The following is a 23,241-nucleotide window of genomic DNA, read 5'->3' as shown; positions in this document are numbered from 1 at the left end:
CTGATTGAATTGAGAAAAAACTACGAATCTATCAAGTTCTGGGCGTTCATTCATGGAGTAAATACTATGAATGATGATTTACAATGTAAATCTCGACTTTGATAGGTTGATATTCATGTATATGAGAGCACTAAAATCCTCATGAGTATCTTACCATTTTAGAACTCTTCTCTGGGGGCAGGTGAAGAGTATTGCAGGTAAGTATGGATTTTATGTTTCAAGAATACGCACGATCTGAGCACCCGCTAGATATTATTGAAAGACTAGCAGCATTTCAGGATTGGACGTTCAGCCGCGCTGAAACGGATGAAATGTCGATATCGGTGTCCGGTCGCTGGGCAGATTACGATATTGCCTTGACATGGATTGAAGATGTCGAAGCTCTGCATATCGCCTGTGCATTCCATTTGAAAGTTCCACAACTTCGCCGTGCAGAAGTGCTCAATCTGATCGCCCGCATCAATGAACAGCTCTGGGTTGGACATTTTGATCTCTGGAACAATGAGAATGCCGTCATCCATCGGCAGGCTCTTGTCCTTGCCGGCGGCGCAAAACCAACGCAGTCACAGTGTGAAACAATGGTGAATGTCGCTATTGAGACCTGCGAACGCCATTTTCAAGCTTTCCAGTTCGTTGTCTGGGCTGGTCAAACCGCACGTGAAGCACTGGATGGCGTCCTGTTTTCAACTGAAGGCATGGCCTGATCTCCAGTGTGAATATCTGCTTCTGAAAAGCCAAACAGAGTATTGAAAGAATATACTCTGTTTAAACTGCTAAGTATAAATCTTCTTACCTATCGCCCAGCCAGCCATTCCAGAGTAAAGTCCTGCAACTTCGATTACTTAAAGGTTTGCACGATGGCTCCAGTGGCTTCTGATTTTCCATCCAGTCTTATGCTTGTTGGCGCAGGTAAAATGGGTGGTTCCCTCCTCGAAGGCTGGATTAAGGCCGGCTTTCCCGGTGACAGGGTTATTGTATCAGACCCTTATCCTTCTGAAGAGATGGCAGTCTATTGCGTTCAGCACGGCATTACGCTTAATCCCGCATCTGCGCCTTTTGAGCCTGAAGCCCTTGTACTGGCAATCAAACCTCAGATGCTGGAAAGCAGCGCTGCTGCCATCAATAACTTCATTGGAAAATCAACCGTTATTATTTCAATTCTGGCCGGAAAAACAATTTCGAACCTGCAAAGCTATCTGACAAATGCAACGGCAATTGTCAGAACCATGCCGAATTTACCCGCCAGCATTGGTCATGGTGCAACGGGCGCCTATGCCAATGAACGAACATCAGGACGGCAAAAATCACAGGTTGATGCCCTGCTGAAAACAAGTGGTACAACAGAATGGTTATCCCGCGAAGAACAGATAGATGCTGTAACCGCAATTTCTGGTTCCGGCCCTGCCTATATCTTTTATCTGACAGAATGTCTGGCAGAAGCTGGCATTCAGCTGGGCCTCCCCAGAGAACTGTCTGAGCGCCTTGCCCGCGCAACCGTCACAGGCTCAGCCGCCTTAATGTCTGAGAGTAGTCTTGCGCCATCTAAATTACGAGAGAATGTAACATCTCCAGGCGGGACAACAGCTGCAGCCCTGAATAATCTGATGGCTCCTGATGGCCTTCAGCCTCTCATGAATAAAGCAACAGCCTCCGCAAAAAAGCGTGCTGGTGAGTTGGCAGGCTGAGGATATGGACATGCAGAACGATCATTCGGCCCTGGCACCTCTTACCAGCTTTGATCAATTTCTAGCCATTGATATCAGGGTTGGGAAAATTCTAACGGCAGAGCCCTTCCCTGAGGCGCGTAAGCCTGCTTATCGTTTGACTATCGATTTTGGCAATGAGATCGGCACAAAGAAGTCATCTGCACAGATTACCAAACACTACTCACTGGAAGAGCTGCCGGGAAAGCTGGTTCTTGCGGTCACCAACTTCCCTCCACGCCAAATCGGAAAATTCATGTCAGAGGTTCTGACACTTGGTGTACCTGATAGTGAGGGTGAAGTTGTGTTAATTGAGCCAGAGCAGGATGTACCAATAGGTGGCCGCCTCTACTGAGCAGGCCCAAGCTCTTCAATCACACAGGAAGCCTTTTTATTCAGCCCCAGCCTTTCGACCAGAGCCGGCAAAAGCACTTCAGCCTCAGCCTTCAGTGTCCATGGTGGGTTGATAACAATCAGACCACAACCATTCAGCCGTGTAATGTCCACGCCGGAATCGATCATCAGCTCCAGTCGCAGAGCCGGGCGCACAAGCTGCTGACCCAGATCATCAGCCCAGCGGGTTATCTGGCGTTGGTCCTTGATCGGATACCAAATGGCATACACGCCATTACTCCATTTATGGACGGCTTTAACAACTTCCCTTGTAATCCGCTGGAACTCATCAGTCTTTTCGAATGGCGGATCAATCAGCACCAGCCCTCTGTTTTCCTTAGGTGGAATGAGGGATTGTAAAGCTGTCCAGCCATCAAGATGCATAACCTTGATGTTGGAGACACTATTATATCTGGCTTTAAGCTCTTCTGCATCAACCGGGTGCAGTTCAACCAGAATTGCGCGATCCTGACGGCGAAGCATCTCGCGTGTAATTGCAGGAGACCCCGGATATATTGTTTCACCATAGCGGGCTTTAACATCTGCAAGGATACGACGGTAATCAACCAGAAGCTCTTCAACGGCAGGTGGAAAAGGCTGCTCCAGTTTCGCGACACCTTCCAGCCATTCACCGGTCCGTGATGCTTCATCACCATCAAGCGCATAAAGACCAACACCTGAATGCGTATCAATGACCCGAAAAGGCTTATCCTTTTTTGCCAGATACGAAAGTAAACGTGTCAGCAGCGCATGCTTCATAACATCCGCGAAATTTCCGGCATGGAATGCGTGTCTGTAATTCATAAAAACCGCCTTACACGGGGTGAACCCTCTAACTTAGCGGGCTGGATTAATCTGGACACCAGTAAAGCCACAATCACTTCGCTGTAGTCTGCCACAACTCATAAATCCACGAACGTCTTTGTCAAAGCAAATCCGGACTTCCTGAAGCTGACCACGACGACACATAACCCGCATCATTTCAGGGCGAAGGCCGGGGTTACTGCGCGCAAAGGCACGCTCAATATCAGCCTGCTGCATAGAGACAGGTCTCGTGATGTTGCGTAACGTATCTGGAATACGAACCTTATTGAAAGCACGACGGGTATCATTGAAATAACGAACCGGACTAGACCCTGAACAGGCCCCATGCTTGCGCCATTGATAGCGCAGCAGCCCCTCATCTGGGAAAAGATCGCGATTGCTGCTGACAATATCACTTGCAATAAAACGGCTACCCTGATTGCAGTTGCTTGGATAGCCATTGGTAAACTGCGGCCATAAGCCATGGACGGTAAACCCAAGGCGCCTGCTAGTACTGCATTGTGCTGAACCCTGCTGGTTCCCCTTCTCGGCACAGAAAGAAGGAGACCAGGAAAGTGCCAGAACATAATAGTCAAAACTACCCGCACCATCACTCCAGAAACGTCTTTCCTGTGACTGGATCTGAGCCTGCGCACTTCCAGCTGCGCAGACAGCAAGAGTGAGCCTCAGAAGAAGTGCTGATAATTTCGTGATCACGGCTGGGCCAGCTTACAGGAAGGGGAATATGTATGTGAACGGTCATAACCGCGGACACACCAGTCTACGCTTGAAGTACCAAGGCCGACGAAGCCCAGACCACTGCGGATGGAGTAATCAACTTCATGATACTGACCATCGGACAGAAGCGCTGTCGCAGTGCAGAAACGACGCGGAATTGTATCCAGCCCCCAAGGACGATCTGCAACTTTGCGAACATTCTCAAAGTGCTGAATACGAACTGAAGAGCCCCAGAAATGCGATTCTTTAGTGGCAAAATAATTAGCAATGTGGCCAAGAACAGCCCCATCTTCACAACTTGCCAAATCTGCAGAGAATGAATGATCCCGCTCTTCAGCAGGGCGCATATCACGCGCCATAACCGGGCTGCTGGAAATCAGAAGGGTTGTCAGTACTGCCGCCATTACGCGCATGGAGTTCTCCATTCAATTACATCTCAGGCCAAATTGCCATGTAACCTTATCTCATCTAGCCAATAACGAGCAGGCTTGAAAGCCCCGCTCTCTCAGCATTGAGTCTGAACATGAAAGCGATAGCTACTAAAATCAAGCTTTCTTAGTAATGTTTTGTGCTTAAATAGCAATTTCCGACATATAAAAAGCCGCCCGAAGGCGGCTTTCCAGACATCTGATACCATTCAGTATTTAAAGATCACCCTCATATGGCAGATCAGCATTATTTTCAGGTGCAGGTCCATTCATGGAAGAGTAAGCCGTTCCCGGTTGAGCGGGTGTCTGCTGCTGGCGGGCAAACTGATTGCTCTGCGCTTTAAGAGATTCAACAAGCATCGGATCGAGCTTCTTCTCAAACTTCAGAATTGGCTTACAGAAACGACGCACACCTCGCGGATCATGTCGGGCCAGATCAAGATGCAGGTGATCAGAATGATAACGGTCAGAGCCCGGGCCAAGAACCGTATTGAAACGCTCACAGGCACCCGTAAAGACTTCACGCAAGAAGTCCCGCTCTACCGGGTTACCATTCCAGCCACCTTTTACGGTAATGACCCGACCATCTGCCAGAATGAAGGACATCACATCAAGTGCATTACCAAATGAATGTTCAGAGAGCTTTGCACCACTGCGATTGTTACGGCCACGGCAGGAATAGCTGCCGGCATTGAGATCAACAACCGGAACACCAAAATAGAGAAGCGCAGCTGGCTTTACGACATCATCCAGCCAGCCATCAATAGTCGGGATAATTGGGCATGCCAAAGTGAGCTTTTGTTTCAGGCCAACAGAACCCTCTGCCAAAGCAGAAACCCGAAACGGGCTTTGCATACCGCATGCACCCGGGCCATCAATCGATTTGCCTGTCAGGGACATATAGGCTGTCTGCTGAACCTGATGCTGTTGCAGACACATCTGCTCAACCTGATCTCGCCATGCCTCTCTCCGCTCAAAACGGAAGAGCCCACAACCTGCAAGACTCACGCCAACAAGAGTAAGAACACCAAACGCAAAAATACGAGTACGCATGACACAACACACCATTAAACCTGCTCTTATTTTGAGCGCAAAGGGTTAATGTTGCGTCAACAGGAAGCGAAGGGCTGAATATTTTCCCACTGCTGCAATGCGCCCTGATCACTTGTTTTTGCAGAAACCCACTCGCCAACCTGTCCGTCTGAGAGATGCTCCCGTTTCCAGAATGGGGCTTGTGTCTTAAGGTAATCCATCAGGAAGCTTGCTGCTTCGAACGCTTCTTTTCGATGTTTTGCTGCCGTGATGACCAACACAATATCATCACCCGCAGCAATCAAACCAAAGCGGTGAATGATCGTAACCCCGATCAGCTCCCAGCGTTCAGTAACTTTGGCGACAATGCTACGGATCGCTTTTTCAGCCATTCCCGGATAATGCTCTATTTCAAGGGCAGATAAGCGCCCTCCTTCACTCCGGCACTTTCCCGTAAATGTAATGATAGCACCAATATCCGGCTGGTCAGACATCAAAATACCGGTCTCATCGGCAGTATTAAATGGTTCTTTCTGGACGCTCACGCGGCAAACCATTTGAGTCATACCTCAACCACCTGTCATCGGAGGGAAGAAGGCGATCTCATGCGCATCTTCAAGGCTTGCATCATGAGTGACATGTTCCTGATTTATAGCAGCCTCAATGACATCTATATTCTCAAAAGCATAGGCATATTCTTCACCCTGCCCTTTAAGCCATTCAAGGAGTTGAGAAACTGTTTTGACTTCACCCGGGATGCAAATATCTTCTTCGGGCTTTCCGAGCCGCTCACGCACCCATGCGAAGTATACCAGCTTCATCAGTTCTTACCCTCTTGATCAATGACATGAACGATACCGGCTTTAAAATAATCCCATCCTGTAAACAGGGTAAGAAGTGCAGATACCCAGAGAAGAACAGTTCCTATAAGTTTTGTGCCCGGTAAGATTGTCTCCCCGGCATCACCTGCTATCAGAAAACCAACAGCAAGAATCTGAGCTGTTGTCTTCCACTTCGCAACTTTACTGACTGGAACGCTGACCTTCAGCTCAGCCAGAAACTCACGAAGCCCGGAGACAAGAATTTCACGGCAAAGAATAATAACAGCCGCCCAAATTGCCAGACCAGCAATTGTCCCGTCAGCAACGAGTATTAAAAGACACGCAGCAATCAGAAGTTTATCTGCAATTGGGTCGAGCATCCGGCCCAGAGCTGATTGCTGGGAATAAGCCCGGGCAAAATAGCCATCAAAGTAATCAGTGATTCCGGCCAGAGCAAAAACACCAAAGGCCCACCAGCGTTGCTCCCCCTGCCCATACCAAAATAACAGACCAAAAACCAATGGAACGGCAACCAACCGACCATAAGTCAGAATATTAGGCAGATTAAAGGTTGAAGACTGACGCATACTGATGGCTCAAATACCTTATCGGAGACTTTATTGTGCTACCCTGTCCTTGCGATCTGTTCAAGGAACATGCAGCACAAAATGACCTATTCCATAGAAATAAATCAGAAAATTCTTTTCACCATCCAATATATAAGAATGATTTTCTGGAATTCATTATAGCCAACTCATATAAAGCAGATATCTATCCATTCGGGGAAAGCAGATTATGCGGCAGAAATATCGTGTTTTATCTCTGGCTCTTGGCATTGCGCTGGCGGCATATTTCCAGCCCGCCTTCAGTCTGGATATCTCCCCCAAAGAAGAAAAGATTGTTGTTTTTGCCGCAGCCAGCATGAAAAATGCATTGGATAGTGCCAATAGTTTATGGAAACAGCGCGAAGGCTCAGACGTAACGGTATCCTATGCCGCATCCTCAACGCTTGCCAGACAGATTGAGAGCGGTGCCCCGGCTGATGTCTTTATTTCGGCAGATATTGACTGGATGGATTACCTGCTGAAAAGTAACAAGATCAAGCCACAAAGTGTAACCCAGCTGCTCGGTAACAGACTTGTCCTGATTGCCCCCCAGGCTGCCAATCTGCAACCCACTGAGCTCAAATCCAGCCTCGATATTTTCAGACTACTTCTGACTTCACACAAAGCATCCAACATGCCAGCCGTTACGCCCAAACCCGGCTTTGATATATCCAGGCTGCTAGATGGCAAACGAATAGCGATGGCTTCCCCGGACAGTGTTCCTGCAGGAAAATATGGTAAAGCAGCCTTTGAGAAATTGGGTTTATGGAAAGATGTTGCGCCACGTGTGGCACCGGCTGATAATGTCAGGGCTGCTCTGCTTCTTGTTGCACGCGGGGAGGCCGTCCTTGGAGTCGTCTATCAAACAGACGCAACTGCTGAGAAGAATGTTTCAATTGTCAGTACATTCCCGGAAGACAGTCATCCTGCCATTATTTATCAAGCTGGAATCATTGCCTCCAGCCAGCATAGCGCAGCCCAGAAATATATTGAATTTCTGAAATCTGAGGATGTCCGTTCACGCTTTGAGGCAGAAGGCTTCAAGGTTTTACCGGCAAAGGTCCCATAGGTTTTCTTGCATGGAATGGTTTAATCTCACTCCAGATGAATGGTTGGCGGTCAGGCTCAGCCTGAAAGTTGCAACTGTCGCTATGCTGACAAGCTTGCCGCTTGCCATTGCTATTGCACTGCTTCTGAGCAGAGGGAGATTCTGGGGAAGAATGCTTCTGAGTTGTCTCGTTCATCTACCTCTTGTCCTCCCTCCTGTCGTCACAGGTTTCGCACTGCTTCTGCTGTTCGGAAAACAGGGAGCCCTGGGACATTTCTTTGAAACCTATCTTGGCATCGTCTTTTCGTTTCGCTGGACGGGAGCTGCTCTTGCCTCTGCAATTATGGGCTTCCCACTCATGGTTCGGGCAATAAGGCTATCCATCGACGCAACAGATAAAAAGATAGAGCAGGCTGCCAAGACACTAGGCGCTAACCCAATCTGGGTTTTCATCACAATAACGCTGCCCCTGATTATGCCAGGCATACTGGCTGGTATGGTATTATCCTTTGCCAAAGCAATGGGTGAATTTGGGGCAACCATCACATTCGTGTCTAATATTCCCGGTGAAACCCAAACCCTGCCATCTGCCATCTACAGTTATACGCAAGTGCCCGGTGGTGATTTCAACGCCCTGCGCCTTACGCTGATTTCTGTTATCATATCCATGCTGGCCCTTCTTTTGTCAGAACTATTAGCCTGGTGGATGAAGCATCGGGGAAGTCTGGTATGAGCCTGAAAGTCAGTTTCAGACATAAAATTGGCGAGTTCACTCTTGATGCTTCTTTTGAAGTCAGCAGTGGCTTTACCGTACTCACTGGAATGTCGGGCAGCGGCAAGACGACGACCCTCAATATCATCAGCGGACTGATCACACCTGAATACGGGAAAATCGCGATCAGCGACCATATTGTTTTTGATAGTGAAAGACGCATTAACCAGCTAAGCCACAAGCGAAATATTGGCTACGTATTTCAGGAAAACCGCCTCTTTCCCCACCTGTCAGTTGCCCGTAATCTGACATATGGCAGATGGTTCCGACGCCCCTCTTCCAAAGAGAGAACGTTACAAGAAGTTACAGAGCTTCTCGATATCTCTCATCTGTTGAAACGCAAACCAGATACACTCTCAGGTGGAGAAAAGCAGAGGGTCGCTATTGGCAGAGCTTTACTATCAGCTCCACAACTCCTGCTCATGGATGAGCCTTTGTCTGCCATTGATCAAAAACGCCGCCAGGAGATCATTCCCTTCATAGAAGCGATTTATAAAGAAACAGGGATTCCGGTTCTCTACACAACCCACAACATTGCTGAAGTCGCCCATCTCATGACCGATCATATTCAGCTGGAATACAGTTCAGATCGAAATGGGGTTCGCTTCATGTCTCGTGGAAATGGTCAAAAATGATTTCTGCTGTTGCAGCATTAATGCCCGGCACACGTTGTAAATCTTCCAAAGACGCCTGTTGAATTGCCTTAACCGTTCCAAAGTGATGCAGGAGTGCACGTTTACGCACAGGTCCAATTCCGGAAATCTCATCCAACGGATTCTGGCGAATAGCCCGTGTTCTCTTGGCCCGGTGCGTACCAATGGCAAACCGGTGGGCCTCATCACGTAAACGCTGAACAAAATAAAGTGTCGGATCTCGTGGAGGCAGCTTGAATGGGGCCTTTCCTTCCATAAAGAAGGTTTCACGCCCCGCATCGCGATCACGCCCCTTGGCAATGCCAACGACAGCGACATCTTCTGGAATAACCCCAACGCTCTCCAATGCCTGTACGGCAGCATCAAGCTGTCCCTTACCACCATCTATGAGAATAAGGTCAGGCCAAGCCGGAAAAGCTTTATCTGCAATGTCATGTACCTCTGAAGAGGCTTCAGCTTCCGGTGTCCCTGTTAACCTGCTGGGCGGAAACTCCTTCATCAGACGCGCAAATCTACGCTGCAACACTTCCCGCATCATTCCATAGTCATCACCGGGGGTGAGTTCTTCGGATTTGATGTTAAAGGTCCGGTAATGAGGTTTCATAAAACCATTGCGGCCAGCCACGATCATCGCCCCAACTGCATTAGTCCCCATGATATGCGAGTTGTCATAGACTTCTACGCGTTCAATAGGTTTGGTCAGCCCAAAAGCCTCGCCCAAAGCTGTCAGTAGTTTCTGCTGAGAAGCACGCTCAGACAACCGACGTCCTAAAGCCTCATGAGCATTTCTGCGGGCGTACTCCACGACCTGTTTACGCTCACCACGTTTTGGAACAAGCACCTCAACCTTTGCGCCTGCCCGTTCAGAAAGAGCTGCGGAAAGAACGTCCAGCTCCTCAACATCATGCGAAAGAAGCACCTGACGCGGGGCAGGCTTATCATCATAGAACTGCGCAACAAAGGAAGCTAAAATCTCAGCGACACTCGTTGAAACCCCAGCCTTTGGAAAATAGGAGCGATTGCCCCAGTTCTGCCAGTTACGGAAAAAGAAAACTTCAACACAGAACTGGCCAGCCTGCTCATCCAGAGCAAAGACATCGGCCTCTTCCAGAGTATGCGTATTAATACCCTGTGTACCCTGAATAGCAGACAGGGCAGCAAGACGATCCCGGAAATAAGCGGCACGTTCAAACTCAAGCTGCTCAGAAGCGTTTTGCATCATTCCAGCAATACGCTCCTTGATGGCATTGGACTTCCCGGACAGGAACCCCCGCGCCTCATTAACCAGCTCCTGATAATCACTCAGCGAGATTTCGCGGGTGCATGGCCCGGCACAGCGTTTGATTTGATAAAGCAGACACGGACGAGATCTGTTCTCATAATAGCTGTCAGCACATGTCCGCAGCAGAAATGCCCGCTGAAGGGCTGCAACGGTTCGATTAACAGCCCCTGCATTGGCAAAGGGGCCATAATAATGCCCTGCCCGTTTACGGGATCCACGGTGTTTGACCAGCTGGGGAGCCTCGTGATCTGCCGTCAGCATAATATACGGAAGGGACTTATCATCCCGTAACAGTACATTGTATCGCGGCTTCAGCTGTTTAATCAGATTGGCTTCAAGAAGAAGTGCTTCTGTTTCCGTTGCCGTCGTTACAAACTGCATTGCCGTTGTTTCAGCAATCATCCGGACGATACGGTTGGAATGACCGACACCACGTGCATAAGTTGCAACGCGCTTTTTTAGGTTTTTGGCTTTACCGACATAGAGAACATTCCCCGCTTCATCGAACATACGATAAACACCGGGGGAGTTGGGAAGCGTTTCCCAGAAATTCCGGATAACATCCTTACCACGACGGACAGAACGCAGGTTATCCTCTGACGAAAGATCGAAGTTATCTCCGCTCTCCCCTTCGTCATTCTGGATAAGTGTATCCTCCGCTTCGGCTTCATCCACAAATGGTGTATCCGGCGGCCTGTCTTGTCCTCTGTTATGGTTCATAAACTCGCTGTCTTAGTTTTCATCTGTAATTTAAAGTCGTTAATTCGATACCGGACTATAGGTTGGCATGCCCTGAACATACAAACAGCTATGTCCTCTTTCCCACACTTAAGCATCCGAAATATGAAAAGAAAGACCTTCGCATGGGGAAAGAGTTTCATATTGGCTAACTGGCCTATTGTGAGCAGACGATTCCGCTGCTAATAGCCTTCTTATGAAGCCTGCGCCCAGCAACGCCTTGGACGCTTCCATTTCCATTCTTTAATACAAGTTATCAAACATGAAACTCGTAGCCGGAAACTCCAATCGTCCACTGGCAGAGGCCATCTCGGCCTACCTTGAAGTGCCCCTTGCCCGTTGCATGGTAAAGCGCTTTGCTGACATGGAAATCTTTGTTGAAATCGGAGAAAATGTTCGTGGTGAGGACGTGTTCGTCATCCAGTCAACATCCTTCCCGACCAACGATCACCTGATGGAACTGCTGATCATCACCGATGCTCTGCGTCGTTCCTCAGCCCGCCGCATCACAGCCGTTGTGCCATACTTCGGCTATGCCCGTCAGGACCGCAAGCCCGGGCCGCGCACACCAATCTCGGCAAAGCTGGTTGCCAATCTGATGACCAATGCCGGTGCTGACCGTGTTCTGACCCTTGATCTTCATGCAGGCCAGATTCAGGGCTTCTTCGATATTCCAACGGACAATCTCTTTGCGGCCCCTGTCATGGTTCGCGATATTAAGGAACGTCTTGATATCTCAAATACCGCAGTCGTCTCTCCAGACGTTGGCGGCGTCGTTCGTGCCCGCGCGCTGGCAAAACGCATTGACGCCCCACTGGCCATTGTCGACAAACGCCGCGAACGCCCTGGTGAATCTGAAGTCATGAACATCATTGGTGATGTTTCCGGTCGTTCATGCATTCTGATCGATGATATCATCGACTCTGGCGGCACACTCTGCAATGCAGCAGAAGCCCTGCTTGCTAAAGGCGCCAGTGAAGTTTACGCCTATTGCACCCATGCCGTTCTTTCCGGTGGCGCAGTCAGCCGTATTGCCTCTTCCAAACTGAAAGAACTGGTCGTCACGGACTCGATCATGCCGACAGAAGCCGTCAAGGTTGCCCCCAACATTCGGACAATTTCCATTGCTCCGCTGATCGGTGAAGCAATCCGTCGCACAGCCAGTGAATCATCTGTTTCCAGCTTGTTCGACTGATTTTATCAACGAAACAGTTTGCAAAATGCATGCTGTTTCGTTATAGAAGTCCTCGCATCCTCCGACACCCTTGGAGGCAGGGATGCAAACCTTTTGAGGCCGCCTGCTGGCGGCCTTGGTTTTTATTCTATTTCAAAGGACCACGACCATGAGCGCAAATAAGCAGTTGCAGGCCGTGGCACGTGAACGAGTCGGCAAGGGGGCCGCTCGTGAAGCACGTCGCCAGGGTTTGGTACCAGCAGTTATCTACGGTGGTAACAAGGCACCAACAGCAATCTCTATCGATTTCAAGCTTGCAAAGAAGCTGATTTTTTCCGGTCACTTCCTGACCACCGTTTTTGACATTGAAGTCGACGGTAAGAAAGAACAGGTTATTCCACGCGATTACCAGCTTGATGTCGTCCGCGACTTCCCGATTCACATTGACTTCCTGCGCCTTGCAGCTGGTCAGGAAATCAGCGTTGAAGTTCCGCTCCACGTCGTTGATCAGGAAACAGCTCCTGGCCTCAAGCAGGGTGGGACACTCCAGCTCGTTGCACACACAATCGAACTGACTGTTCCATCAAATGCTATCCCGGATTCAGTAGAAGTCTCTATTGCTTCTCTTGAAATCGGTGGCGTTATTCACCTTAAGGACGTCAAGCTTCCAAAAGGTGCCAAGGCTTCCCTTCCTGAAGATGCAACATTGCTCAGCATCGTACCGCCAGTCGGTGCAGAAGAAGAGCCAGCAGCTGCCACTGAAGGCGAAGCAGAAGCTGCAAAAGAATAATTGGTTTCTGCCAACCGGCAGTTACTGTAAGTTCATACGCTCCGACCGCAAGGCCGGAGCGTTGTCTTATTACCCGATTGAAATTACTGGTTTGATTTAGCTTACGATGCACCTGATTGTTGGCCTTGGAAATCCCGGTTCTCGATATGCCAAAAACCGTCATAATATCGGTTTCATGGCCATAGACGAGATTGCACGCGGATTACGCGCGTCCCCTTGGCGCAAGCGTTTTCAGGGGCAGATCAGCGAAGCAACGGTTGAAGGTCATAAGGTCCTACTGCTCAAACCAGAGACCTATATGAATGAATCCGGTCGTTCTGTTGCTGAAGCCATGCGCTTTTTCAAACTTAGCCTGAATGATGTCACTGTTTTTTATGATGACCTTGATCTTGCTCCAGCAAAAATCAGGGTTAAAACGGGTGGTGGAAATGCAGGCCATAACGGCTTAAGGTCAATCACAGCCCATTGTGGTAACGAATACAGACGTGTCCGTCTCGGGATCGGACATCCCGGCGATAAGTCTCTTGTCCAGCCTTATGTTCTTGGCGATTTCTTCAAAGCTGAAGAGCCTTGGGTTGAAGACCTGCTCAGTACCTGCGCACAGAATATAAGGCTTCTGGTACAGGATCAGGACTCGTCATTTTTAAATAAAGTCCACCTGACAATGGAAGCACGGGGTTGGACAGATGTTAAGCGCCCAGCAGAAAATGCGGGCAAAGCAAATAAGAAGGAGTGAGTCATGGGTTTCAAATGCGGCATTGTTGGTCTGCCGAACGTTGGCAAATCAACCCTGTTTAACGCCCTGACCCAGACAGCAGCGGCACAGGCAGCAAACTATCCGTTCTGTACAATTGAACCAAACGTCGGTGATGTTGCTGTCCCGGATAATCGCCTTGATGAGCTCGTAACCATATCGAACTCAGCTCAGATCATACCTACCCGCCTGACCTTCGTTGATATTGCAGGTCTGGTCCGTGGTGCTTCAAAAGGCGAAGGCCTTGGCAACCAGTTCCTTGCAAACATTCGCGAAGTTGATGCTGTTGCCCATGTCGTACGCTGTTTTGAAGACAGCGATATTACACACGTTGAAGGCAAGATTGATCCGATCACTGATATTGAAATCATTGAAACAGAATTAATGCTTGCTGATCTCGAAAGCCTTGAAAAGCGCGTTGTCGCATTAGAAAAGCGCATTCGTGGCAACGATAAGGAAGCCAAGGAAACTCTTGATCTTGTTAATCGGTCACTTGCACTTCTGCGCGATGGCAAACCAGCTCGTCTTATCGAGCGTAAGCCTGAAGAGGAAAAGCTGTTTCAGACATTGGGGCTGCTGACATCAAAGCCTGTTCTCTATGTCTGCAACGTTGAGGAAGCCTCAGCAGATAAAGGCAATGCCTTCTCTCAAAAGGTCATCGATCACGCCAAAAAAGAAGGCGCTGTTGCTGTTATTGTTTCAGCAAAGATTGAAAGTGAGATCGCTGTTCTACCTGAAGATGAGCAGAAAGAGTATCTGGAAGCTATTGAACTGGAAGAGCCAGGCCTGAACCGCGTAATCCGTGCAGGTTATGATCTCCTCGGTCTGATCACCTATTTCACGGTGGGCCCGAAAGAAGCTCGTGCATGGACAATTACAAAAGGTACCAAAGCCCCACAGGCTGCCGGTGTGATCCATACGGATTTTGAAAAGGGCTTCATTCGTGCTGAGACAATCGGTTACAATGATTATATTTCTCTGAAAGGTGAAGCCGGTGCACGAGATGCCGGCAAGCTTCGTCTCGAAGGAAAAGAATACGTTGTTCAGGATGGCGATGTCCTGCACTTCCGCTTCAATAACTAAGCGGTAAACTCAATGAAACTGCATAGCCTCCATTCATGGGACCTTCCCCCGAAAGAGGCTATTGCCCTGCAAAAAAAACTGGCCGGTCAGGTCATCATTGACCGGCCTCTCGATCTCTCAAAAGTCAAACTGGTCGCTGGCGTTGATGTCAGCGTAAAAGACGGATGGTCTCAGGCTGCTGTTGTCATCATCCACTTGCCTGACTTCCATATCATTGAAACCGTTCTTGCAAAACAGCAAACGGCTTACCCTTATATTCCCGGCCTTCTGAGTTTTAGGGAAGGCCCTGTACTGGTTGAAGCATTCGAGAAGCTGCAGAATATCCCGGATTTATTCCTGTTTGATGGCTTCGGGTACGCGCATCCCCGTCGTATCGGCATTGCCAGTCACATGGGATTATGGCTTGATAAGCCAACGATTGGCTGCGGGAAAACCCGCCTGTGCGGCAAGTATGATACGCCTTCCCCTCAAAAGGGAGAATCTGCTGAGCTTGTTGATAAGGGAGAAACAATCGGAGCTGCTCTCACCACAAGAGATCATTGCAATCCGATGTTTATTTCAGCTGGTCATCTTTGTGATCTGGATAGCGCCATTGCCGCAACCATGCTCTGTACTGGCCGCTATCGGTTGCCTGAGCCAACCAGACTTGCCCATAAGGCAGCATCCCTCGCCCGCTAACTAAACGGGCGAGGATTTACTATTTTACTTCTTATTGCCGTCCTTATCGAACTGCTTCATATAGGCAATCAGATCACTGATTTTCTTTTCGTCTTTAACACCAACGAAAATCATTTTGGTCTTTGGAATTTTCTTCCGTGGATCCTTGATATACTCGCGGAAAACTTCTTCATCCCAGACAATACCTGAATTTTTATTGGCTTCAGAATAGTTAAATCCCGGGATTGAGCCTGAATGGCGACCAAACAGACCATTCATGACAGGGCCTGTCATATTCTTTGCTGTTGGTCCAATTTGATGGCAGGCACGGCACTGGATAAAGACCTTTTCGCCCGCAGCTGGATCACCAGCTTCCTGAGCATGAGCGCTTAAACCGAGTAGCGGTAAGGCGATAGCTGAAACAAGAACCGGTAAACGCATTTATGCACTCCTCCATGTATTGAACAAACTCTAGCCAAAAGGCGAATTTTTATTGATGACATAAATCAAATTTCTACACCAGACAGCGAGCAAATCTCTATATTTTCAGTTGTTATTCCATTCATATGAAAATCGTTGAATAATCGCTAAAGATACCTATTTAAGGTAGAGAATAAGAGACAAGAGCATTAGCTTTCAAAGCCATTCAGGGCCACATTCAAAGTGGTATCTCAGTAAACCAGCTTGTCATAGAGATATTTTTGCAAGCTCTAAGAAGGATTTAGTCATATGCTAAAAATCTGGGGCCGTAAGAATTCAAGCAATGTTAAAAAGGTACTCTGGTGCGCTGAAGAACTGAACATCCCCTATCAGCAAGTTGATGCAGGCGGATCATTTGGCAAATTAAATGATCCTGAGTACCGGGCTTTAAACCCAAATGGCCTCGTCCCAACCATTCAGGATGGCGACTTTGTTCTTTGGGAATCGAACTCAATTCTACGCTATCTCGCTTCTCAGTACGGCAACGCATCTCTTTACCCGGCAGATAATCGCAAGCGTGCCAAGGTTGAGCAATGGATGGACTGGACTGCTGGTTCTTTCGCTATTCCCTTCCGTGATCTCATCTTTAATCTTATTCGCAGAACTGAAGATGAGCGCGATCATGCAGCTCTTGAAGCTGGTAAGGAACGCTGCAAAGAGCTTTTCACGTTAGCAGACAAGGCATTATCCCAAACACCGTATCTGGCAGGCGAAACCTTCTCTCTTGCTGATATTGCATTTGGACCATTCGCTTATGTTTGGTTAGAGCTGCCAATCGAGCGCCCGGCTCTGCCCTATCTGACAGCATGGTATGAGCGCATGAAACAGCGTCCTGCCTTTAATCAGATTGTCAGAATTCCAATTACATAATCATTGGTTTGGCACGCGCTGAATGCTAAGGTGTCAAGGAACACCGACCTAAAAATTAATTTATTCCAGTCTAAATGAAATTTTTTCGGACCTGCCCCTGTTTTGCCACGCTTGTAGTAATTATATATACTATTCTGTATCTGCCTTAACGGGGAACATCGGGCCTGCCTAAGATATTGGGGGCCTCAGGAGGAATGATTAATGGCATCAGCGCTTCCAGTGCTTGCTCAAGATAGTGGTCTTTCCCGCTATTTGGATGAAATTCGTAAGTTCCCAATGCTGGAACCTAACGAAGAATATATGCTTGCCAAACGTTGGCGTTCGCATGGCGACAGTGACGCTGCCCATAGACTCGTAACATCACACCTGCGTCTCGTTGCAAAAATTGCAATGGGTTACCGCGGCTATGGCTTACCTATTTCCGAAGTCGTCTCAGAGGGCAACGTCGGCCTTATGCAGGCTATCAAACGTTTCGACCCTGATAAGGGCTTCCGTCTTGCCACCTATGCCATGTGGTGGATTAAGGCTGCCATTCAGGAATATATCCTGCGCTCATGGTCTCTCGTGAAAATGGGAACGACCGCAAGTCAGAAAAAACTGTTCTTCAATCTGCGTAAGGCAAAGGGTAAGATTTCTGCCTTCGAAGAAGGCGATATGCGCCCTGATCAGGTTGCACAAATTGCAACAAAGCTGGGCGTGCCGGAACAGGACGTTATTGAGATGAACCGTCGTCTTGGTGGCGATATGTCTCTCAACACGCCTCTCCGCGCTGAAAGTGAAGGCGAATGGCAGGACTGGCTGGTTGATGATAGTGACACGCAGGAATCCCTTCTGGTCGAAGAGCAGGAAGGCAAGAACAGACATCTGGCCTTACGAGATGCTCTGGATATTCTGAACCCGCGTGAACGCCGTATCTTTGAGGCACGTCGCCTCGTTGATGATCCCATCACCCTTGAAGAACTCTCAACAGAGTTTGGTGTATCTCGCGAGCGTGTTCGTCAGATTGAGGTCCGTGCTTTTGAAAAGGTACAGGAAGCCGTACGTAATAATCTGGCAGTCAGAGAAACGCCCCTTCTGGAGGCTCCCTCGCCATAAGCGGGATATTCTTCCATGCAATTACGAAAAAAGCGCCCTAGGGCGCTTTTTCTTTTACCAACGGCGGAAAGCCTCATTGATTATCTGAAAACCGGTTGGGCCTTTCTCAATGCTGATAAGCCCTCGCCTTCCATTCGGGAATACGACGTTAACGTCAACCCAGTTCTTTTCCTGAAGCAACTGCTGGTTACGTTCAATATCTGCCGGAATATCTGACAGACCAACAACGAACACATTATTCGTGACAGGCAGAACCATACCACTCAGCAGAATGCCACGCGGCTCTTCCTTATTATCCTTCAGCTGAACCATTGCCGCATTCAGCACCTGATAATCTGTTTTATCATCGGGTTGTGAGAAGGTCAGCTCAATCACATGAGAGAATGCCCCGCCTTCTGTATTCTTGCGAAGAGTGAGTTGCAGTTTCAGACCTGTCTGAGGGAAGCTGACATCTGCAATCGCGACAGTTTCCATCGGACGGCCGTCACCACCATCCCTGTCTTCAAGACGCCACTGGGTAATACCTGCAGATGCGATAATCTTCTGCTGGCTCATTGGGAGCTGTGCAGTCTGCGGATCCGTTTCAAACAGAATAGCTTCCTGAACAGCCACGGCAGGCTGCTGGTTCTGTGCAGCTGAAGTACCTTGCGAACCCGTTCCCAGATTATTTGGGGGAATGACTTCACCACCCAAACGCTCTGTAAACTTACCCGTATCTGCCGGTGCACTGTTATCAGCTGTTTCAGTTGGCTGATCAACAGCTGCAGCTTCCTCTCGCGCCTGCTGACGCTCGTGGTTATAAAGCTTCCAGCCAGCAATACTGACAATAACGGCTAAAATGCTGGCAACCAGTATGATGGCACGAATGCGGTTTGCCTGCCCGGAAGAACGGTGTTTGGAACCAATTCGTGGCCGCTCAACAACAACTTCAGGCGGCGTAATAGCCTCTGCTTCTGGCTCAAGCTCTTCCTGCGAGAGAGCAACATTCTCATCTACAGGTTCAGCCTCTTCTGGCACAACATCAGGCTGTACAGGAATTTCCGGCTGGGAGACAACTTCACTGATTGGCTCGAGGAGCTGTTGTGCCGGTTCCTGAGGGATGTGCGTTTCAGCCTCTTGGGGCGTTGGCTGCACATAGAGCGCCTCGACAGCAACAATAGCCTGATCGAGAGCAACACGTTCCCGTTCTAGATCGGAAACCGAGACTGGCGGCTCAAGCGTCTTTAATTGCGAGATCAACGCATTGCGTGCTCGTTCATAAACAGCTTTACGAACAGCTGGCGACTTATCCGTCAGCCCTTCGATAGCCCTCGCGATAAGTGGATAGTAATCCGCCATCGCCCAAGCCCTCTCTCATCAGGTTAAGCCCAATCAGGCATTTAACCATTTGCTTGCCAAATGCGTACGGCACAAGAGCTACTTTGCGCCGTACTTGTATAACCTGTTTCAGAAATTGGTATTACCTGTCAACCTTCAAACGGATTCTTCATTAATATCGTGTCATCGCGTTCAGGTGACGTGGAAAGAACCGCAACCGGTGTTCCGATCAGTTCTTCAATCCGTCGGACATATTTAACCGCCTGAGCAGGCAGATCAGCCCAAGAACGGGCACCAGCTGTTGTGCCTTCCCAACCTTCGAATTCTTCATAGATTGGTTCCACACGAGCCTGTGCTCCCTGACTGGCCGGGAAGTAATCAATTTCCTTACCATCAAGTTTGTAGCCAACACCGATCTTGATAGTCTCGAAACCATCCAGAACATCGAGCTTTGTCAGGGCAATGCCATTGATGCCGGATGTACAGACCGTCTGGCGTACCAATGTGGCATCAAACCAGCCACAACGACGCTTACGACCAGTAACAACACCAAATTCCTTACCACGTACGCCAAGGCGCTCTCCAACATCATCAAAGAGCTCTGTCGGGAATGGGCCTTCACCCACACGAGTTGTGTAGGCTTTGGTAATGCCAAGCACGTAGTCCACAGCTCCCGGGCCAAGGCCCGAACCAGCAGATGCCTGCCCGGCAACAGTGTTGGAGGATGTCACGAATGGGTATGTGCCATGATCAACGTCAAGCAATGCACCCTGCGCGCCTTCAAACAGGATGCGCTTGCCTGCACGACGTTCCTGATCCAGCAGACGCCAGACAACATCCATGTAAGGAAGAACTTTATCGGCGACAGAAGCCAGTTCGTCGAAAATCTCTTTTGGCTTGAACTCATCAATACCAAGACCACGGCAAAGCGCATTGTGGTGCACCAGCATGCGATCAATCTTGGCAGGCAGAGTTTCAAGATCAGCCAGATCCATCAGGCGGATAGCGCGACGACCAACCTTATCTTCATAAGCCGGACCAATACCGCGCTTTGTTGTACCGATCTTGGTACCAGCAGCAGCAGCATTCTCACGAATAGCGTCGAGTTCACGATGCAGAGAAAGGATCAGCGTAGCATTTTCTGCAATACGCAGGTTATCACGCGTGACCTTCACACCATCAGCAGCAAGACGTTCAATCTCGGCCACAAGTGCATGCGGATCAACCACAACGCCATTACCAATAACAGAGAGCTTGTTCGGACGAACAACACCTGATGGCAACAATGAAAGTTTGTAGGTTACGCCATCGATAACAAGCGTATGGCCTGCGTTATGTCCGCCTTGATAACGAACAACGACATCAGCTGCATCTGACAGCCAGTCAACGATCTTGCCTTTACCCTCGTCACCCCACTGGGCACCGACCACGACAACATTGGCCATGGTAATCCTCCGCTATTCACCAGAGTCTGAACCAAAGGTATCTCATGATACCCTGCAAGACCCTCGACATGAAAACGCCCGACACAAGGGCCGGGCACGAAGGAAACCTTGCAACTTTTCTTGCCGGGTACATTGTGAGGAGTCAATAGCCATTTCCCTAAAATGGGAAATACTGCCCATCATTCATCCGCAATCCCGATTATCATCGCACATAAAAGTAACTGGGAGAGGTTTTCCCTCTTCCTCCCCATCCCCTTCCCGTGGTAGATCGGGCATTATGACAAAAACACTGACTTCACAGGAACGCGACAACGCTGTTTCCTCTGCACTCAAAAGCCTTGAACTTGAACGTGATGGTATTGAAGCCCTGCGTCAATCCATTGCCAATGGCCTTGGCACTGGATTTGCAGATGCCATTGATACTATTGCCAGTGCATCCGGCCGTGTCATTGTGACAGGTATCGGCAAGCCGGGCTACATCGCCCGCAAGCTGACAGCTACAATGGCTTCAACAGGCACCTCTGCCTATTACGTTCACCCGGCAGAAGCCAGCCATGGTGATCTGGGCATGATCCGCCCGGAAGACGTCATTATTGCACTCTCCTGGTCAGGAGAAAGCAAAGAGCTTGCAGATATTGTCGCTTATGCAAAACGCTTTCGCGTGCCGCTGATCAGCATTACTTCCAGTGCGGATTCTTCGCTTGGCCGTCAGTCTGATATCTGCCTGCTGTTACCTAAGGCTCCTGAAGCCTGCCCGAACGGGCTTGCTCCCACAACATCAACAACGATGGAACTGGCACTTTGTGATGCTATTGCCGTTGCACTGCTTGAGTATCGTGGCTTCACAGCTGAAAATTTCAAAGACTTCCACCCTGGTGGCAAGCTTGGTGCCCAGCTGAAACGTGTTTCAGATATCATGCACAAGGAAGACCGTCTGCCAATCGTGACTGTCGGGACACCTATGGCTGATGCAATCCGTCAGATGTCCGACAAGAGCTTTGGCTGTGTCATCATTACTGAGCAGGATGGCCGTCTTGCGGGTGTTATCACCGATGGCGATCTGCGCCGTAATCTGCGCCCTGATCTTGCAACAACTCCGGTTGAAGCAATCATGACACGCAACCCGCGTGGAACCATCTCACCTGATGCTCTACTGGCAACCGCTCTTGAGTTGCAGGAGCGTATAAAGATCACAGCAATCATCGTGGTTGATGAGGGTAAGCCCGTCGGGCTTGTCCACTATCTTGATCTTTTGCGGATCGGCGCAGCATAAAAATAAAGGCGGGTTACCCCGCCTTTTTCTTTACTTTATTTGCATTCCGATTTTCAGGGTCGTTGCGATATCACGCGCGGCAAACCGTACATTGAACGGCCCGTTCGCAAGGGCATCCTGAATATTGCAGCATTCAAACAAAACGCTGAAAACCGCATCAATTCCGTGATCATGCACAATAGCGGCATCCCTGTTCAGGCTGCCAGCAATACCAATCACTGGTTTATTATGGCGCTTTGCAACACGAGCGACACCAATTGGTGTTTTCCCGAAGATTGTCTGCCCATCAATACGCCCTTCACCTGTGACAACGAGATCAGCATCCCGTACCGCAGCATCCAGACCAACTGCATCTGTCACAATCTCACTGCCCGGACGTAAACTGCTGCCTTTCAGAAAGGCCATCATCCCAGCCCCAAGACCACCCGCTGCACCAGCACCTGCAACATCAGCAACATCGGCGCCCAGATCCCGCTGAATAATATCAGCAAACCGACGGAGATTAGCATCAAGGAAACTGACCATTTCAGGTGTTGCACCCTTCTGTGGCCCGAATATTGCAGAAGCCCCACGGGGGCCGCATAAAGGATTATCGACATCACAAGCAACATTGAAGATACAGCCGGAAAGGCGTTCATCTAATCCAGAGATATCAATACGACTAAGCTTCTCCAGTGCCCCACCGCCGGAAGCCAGCTCTTTCCCGTTATCATCAAGAAGCTTTGCACCCAATGCCTGTGCCATACCCGCACCGCCATCATTGGTTGCACTTCCTCCAATCCCGAGAATGAAGTTACGCGCACCTGCATCCAACGCATGTTTGATCAGCTCACCTGTGCCATAGGTCGTAGTAATCAGCGGATTACGTTTTTCCTTTGGCACAAGCATCAAACCACTGGCAGCGGCCATCTCAATAACTGCCGTCTTGCCATCACCGGTCAGGCCATAGAAAGCATCAACAGGAGAACCCAAAGGGCCCATAACCTGTACCTCAATCCGCTTGCCATCCGTTGCTTCGACCATAGCCTGAACGGTACCCTCACCGCCGTCGGCAACAGGAAGCTTCACGTATGTTGCTTCCGGAAAGACTTCCCGGAAACCAGCTTCAATTTCATTGGCAACCTCAAGAGCCGTCAAGCTCTCTTTATATGAATCAGGCGCAATAACGATTTTCATTTCAACCCCGATATTTTCAAGGCCATGCTAGCACAATCTGGCCAGACACCAATATTAAAGAGGCGGCTATGAATACCTCACAGCCGCCTTATCTCTTAATGTGTTGAATA

26 protein-coding genes are annotated in these 23,241 nt (G+C 49.2%); 14 read left to right on the top strand and 12 right to left on the bottom strand.

Annotated elements, in window-relative coordinates:
- Positions 1-203: 203 nt before the first annotated feature.
- The 3 genes from WJT86_RS09275 to WJT86_RS09265 all read left to right on the top strand — a co-directional run bounded on the left by WJT86_RS09275 (position 204) and on the right by WJT86_RS09265 (position 2,058).
- Positions 204-704 (top strand): type III secretion system chaperone family protein, encoded by a 501-nt coding sequence (locus WJT86_RS09275; RefSeq protein WP_407066937.1) that lies wholly within the window; start codon positions 204-206, stop codon positions 702-704.
- Positions 705-857: 153 nt separating this feature from the next.
- Positions 858-1,685, top strand: a complete 828-nt coding sequence (proC, locus tag WJT86_RS09270) for a pyrroline-5-carboxylate reductase (protein WP_346337285.1) — start codon at positions 858-860, stop codon at positions 1,683-1,685.
- Between the two features lie 4 nt (positions 1,686-1,689).
- Positions 1,690-2,058 carry a tRNA-binding protein gene (locus WJT86_RS09265; RefSeq protein WP_346337284.1) on the top strand — a complete coding sequence of 123 codons (369 nt, stop codon included), beginning with the start codon at positions 1,690-1,692 and terminating at the stop codon, positions 2,056-2,058.
- On the opposite strand, the gene WJT86_RS09260 is transcribed toward WJT86_RS09265, so the two are convergent.
- The 7 genes from WJT86_RS09260 to pgsA form a co-directional block, all read right to left on the bottom strand.
- Positions 2,052-2,900: a 23S rRNA (adenine(2030)-N(6))-methyltransferase RlmJ gene (locus WJT86_RS09260; RefSeq protein WP_346337283.1), complete on the bottom strand. Its 849-nt coding sequence runs from the start codon at positions 2,898-2,900 to the stop codon at positions 2,052-2,054. The genes WJT86_RS09265 and WJT86_RS09260 overlap by 7 nt on opposite strands.
- A gap of 33 nt (positions 2,901-2,933) precedes the next feature.
- The gene (locus WJT86_RS09255) at positions 2,934-3,617 is read right to left on the bottom strand and encodes a ribonuclease T2 (protein WP_346337282.1); all 684 of its coding nucleotides are present in this window, start codon (positions 3,615-3,617) and stop codon (positions 2,934-2,936) included.
- Positions 3,614-4,051 carry a hypothetical protein gene (locus WJT86_RS09250; protein ID WP_346337281.1) on the bottom strand — a complete coding sequence of 146 codons (438 nt, stop codon included), beginning with the start codon at positions 4,049-4,051 and terminating at the stop codon, positions 3,614-3,616. Before WJT86_RS09250 ends, WJT86_RS09255 begins: the two co-directional genes overlap by 4 nt.
- Before the next feature lie 231 nt (positions 4,052-4,282).
- Positions 4,283-5,119 carry an extensin-like domain-containing protein gene (locus WJT86_RS09245; protein ID WP_346337280.1) on the bottom strand — a complete coding sequence of 279 codons (837 nt, stop codon included), beginning with the start codon at positions 5,117-5,119 and terminating at the stop codon, positions 4,283-4,285.
- Between the two features lie 56 nt (positions 5,120-5,175).
- The gene (locus WJT86_RS09240) at positions 5,176-5,664 is read right to left on the bottom strand and encodes a molybdenum cofactor biosynthesis protein MoaE (RefSeq protein ID WP_346337279.1); all 489 of its coding nucleotides are present in this window, start codon (positions 5,662-5,664) and stop codon (positions 5,176-5,178) included.
- 3 nt (positions 5,665-5,667) lie between these two features.
- The gene (moaD, locus tag WJT86_RS09235; RefSeq protein WP_346337278.1) at positions 5,668-5,919 is read right to left on the bottom strand and encodes a molybdopterin converting factor subunit 1; all 252 of its coding nucleotides are present in this window, start codon (positions 5,917-5,919) and stop codon (positions 5,668-5,670) included.
- Positions 5,919-6,506 (bottom strand): CDP-diacylglycerol--glycerol-3-phosphate 3-phosphatidyltransferase, encoded by a 588-nt coding sequence (pgsA, locus tag WJT86_RS09230; protein WP_346337277.1) that lies wholly within the window; start codon positions 6,504-6,506, stop codon positions 5,919-5,921. Before pgsA ends, moaD begins: the two co-directional genes overlap by 1 nt.
- Before the next feature lie 208 nt (positions 6,507-6,714).
- Here pgsA and modA point away from each other — a divergent pair, with 208 nt between their 5' ends.
- The 3 genes from modA to WJT86_RS09215 are packed head-to-tail and all read left to right on the top strand — an operon-like array spanning position 6,715 to position 8,979.
- Positions 6,715-7,593, top strand: a complete 879-nt coding sequence (gene modA, locus WJT86_RS09225; RefSeq protein WP_346337276.1) for a molybdate ABC transporter substrate-binding protein — start codon at positions 6,715-6,717, stop codon at positions 7,591-7,593.
- A gap of 10 nt (positions 7,594-7,603) precedes the next feature.
- A complete protein-coding gene (modB, locus tag WJT86_RS09220; RefSeq protein WP_346337275.1) occupies positions 7,604-8,305 on the top strand; it encodes a molybdate ABC transporter permease subunit in 702 nt (233 codons plus the stop codon).
- Complete coding sequence (locus tag WJT86_RS09215; protein ID WP_346337274.1) at positions 8,302-8,979, top strand: molybdenum ABC transporter ATP-binding protein; 678 nt, start codon at positions 8,302-8,304, stop codon at positions 8,977-8,979. The genes modB and WJT86_RS09215 overlap by 4 nt, the downstream gene beginning before the upstream one ends.
- On the opposite strand, the gene uvrC is transcribed toward WJT86_RS09215, so the two are convergent.
- A complete protein-coding gene (gene uvrC, locus WJT86_RS09210) occupies positions 8,951-10,999 on the bottom strand; it encodes an excinuclease ABC subunit UvrC (RefSeq protein ID WP_346337273.1) in 2,049 nt (682 codons plus the stop codon). The genes WJT86_RS09215 and uvrC overlap by 29 nt on opposite strands.
- 280 nt (positions 11,000-11,279) lie before the next feature.
- Here uvrC and WJT86_RS09205 point away from each other — a divergent pair, with 280 nt between their 5' ends.
- The 5 genes from WJT86_RS09205 (at position 11,280) to nfi (ending at position 15,496) form a co-directional block, all read left to right on the top strand.
- Entirely contained in the window at positions 11,280-12,212 is a 933-nt protein-coding gene (locus tag WJT86_RS09205) for a ribose-phosphate pyrophosphokinase (protein WP_346337272.1), read from the top strand.
- Between the two features lie 148 nt (positions 12,213-12,360).
- Complete coding sequence (locus tag WJT86_RS09200; RefSeq protein WP_346337271.1) at positions 12,361-12,981, top strand: 50S ribosomal protein L25/general stress protein Ctc; 621 nt, start codon at positions 12,361-12,363, stop codon at positions 12,979-12,981.
- 106 nt (positions 12,982-13,087) lie between these two features.
- A complete protein-coding gene (pth, locus tag WJT86_RS09195) occupies positions 13,088-13,717 on the top strand; it encodes an aminoacyl-tRNA hydrolase (protein WP_346337270.1) in 630 nt (209 codons plus the stop codon).
- Positions 13,718-13,720: 3 nt separating this feature from the next.
- Positions 13,721-14,818 carry a redox-regulated ATPase YchF gene (ychF, locus tag WJT86_RS09190; RefSeq protein ID WP_346337269.1) on the top strand — a complete coding sequence of 366 codons (1,098 nt, stop codon included), beginning with the start codon at positions 13,721-13,723 and terminating at the stop codon, positions 14,816-14,818.
- 12 nt (positions 14,819-14,830) lie between these two features.
- A complete protein-coding gene (gene nfi / locus WJT86_RS09185; RefSeq protein ID WP_346337268.1) occupies positions 14,831-15,496 on the top strand; it encodes a deoxyribonuclease V in 666 nt (221 codons plus the stop codon).
- Positions 15,497-15,520: 24 nt separating this feature from the next.
- Here nfi and WJT86_RS09180 read toward each other — a convergent pair whose 3' ends face one another.
- Positions 15,521-15,916: a c-type cytochrome gene (locus tag WJT86_RS09180; RefSeq protein WP_346337267.1), complete on the bottom strand. Its 396-nt coding sequence runs from the start codon at positions 15,914-15,916 to the stop codon at positions 15,521-15,523.
- Positions 15,917-16,204: 288 nt separating this feature from the next.
- Here WJT86_RS09180 and WJT86_RS09175 point away from each other — a divergent pair, with 288 nt between their 5' ends.
- Together WJT86_RS09175 and rpoH are read left to right on the top strand one after the other, a co-directional pair.
- Positions 16,205-16,825 (top strand): glutathione S-transferase family protein, encoded by a 621-nt coding sequence (locus WJT86_RS09175; RefSeq protein WP_346337266.1) that lies wholly within the window; start codon positions 16,205-16,207, stop codon positions 16,823-16,825.
- Between the two features lie 201 nt (positions 16,826-17,026).
- Positions 17,027-17,920, top strand: coding sequence for an RNA polymerase sigma factor RpoH (gene rpoH / locus WJT86_RS09170; protein ID WP_346337265.1), 894 nt, complete (start codon positions 17,027-17,029; stop codon positions 17,918-17,920).
- Between the two features lie 54 nt (positions 17,921-17,974).
- On the opposite strand, the gene WJT86_RS09165 is transcribed toward rpoH, so the two are convergent.
- Both WJT86_RS09165 and WJT86_RS09160 read right to left on the bottom strand, forming a co-directional pair.
- On the bottom strand, positions 17,975-19,258 hold the full coding sequence (locus tag WJT86_RS09165) for a hypothetical protein (protein ID WP_346337264.1): 1,284 nt from the start codon (positions 19,256-19,258) through the stop codon (positions 17,975-17,977).
- A 128-nt stretch (positions 19,259-19,386) separates the two neighbouring features.
- The gene (locus WJT86_RS09160; RefSeq protein ID WP_346337263.1) at positions 19,387-20,682 is read right to left on the bottom strand and encodes an adenylosuccinate synthase; all 1,296 of its coding nucleotides are present in this window, start codon (positions 20,680-20,682) and stop codon (positions 19,387-19,389) included.
- A gap of 277 nt (positions 20,683-20,959) precedes the next feature.
- On the opposite strand from WJT86_RS09160, the gene WJT86_RS09155 reads away from it, so the two are divergent.
- Positions 20,960-21,955: a KpsF/GutQ family sugar-phosphate isomerase gene (locus WJT86_RS09155; RefSeq protein WP_346337262.1), complete on the top strand. Its 996-nt coding sequence runs from the start codon at positions 20,960-20,962 to the stop codon at positions 21,953-21,955.
- Positions 21,956-21,985: 30 nt separating this feature from the next.
- Here the strand turns inward: WJT86_RS09155 and WJT86_RS09150 are convergent, their stop codons facing one another.
- Positions 21,986-23,131, bottom strand: a complete 1,146-nt coding sequence (locus WJT86_RS09150; protein ID WP_346337261.1) for a glycerate kinase — start codon at positions 23,129-23,131, stop codon at positions 21,986-21,988.
- Positions 23,132-23,241 lie beyond the last annotated feature (110 nt).

The sequence above is a fragment of the Hohaiivirga grylli genome (genome assembly GCF_039655745.1).
GTDB lineage: Bacteria > Pseudomonadota > Alphaproteobacteria > Rhizobiales > Beijerinckiaceae > Hohaiivirga > Hohaiivirga grylli.
Note: the sequence above shows the minus strand (reverse complement) of the source record. Positions and strands in the feature narration are given on the sequence as shown.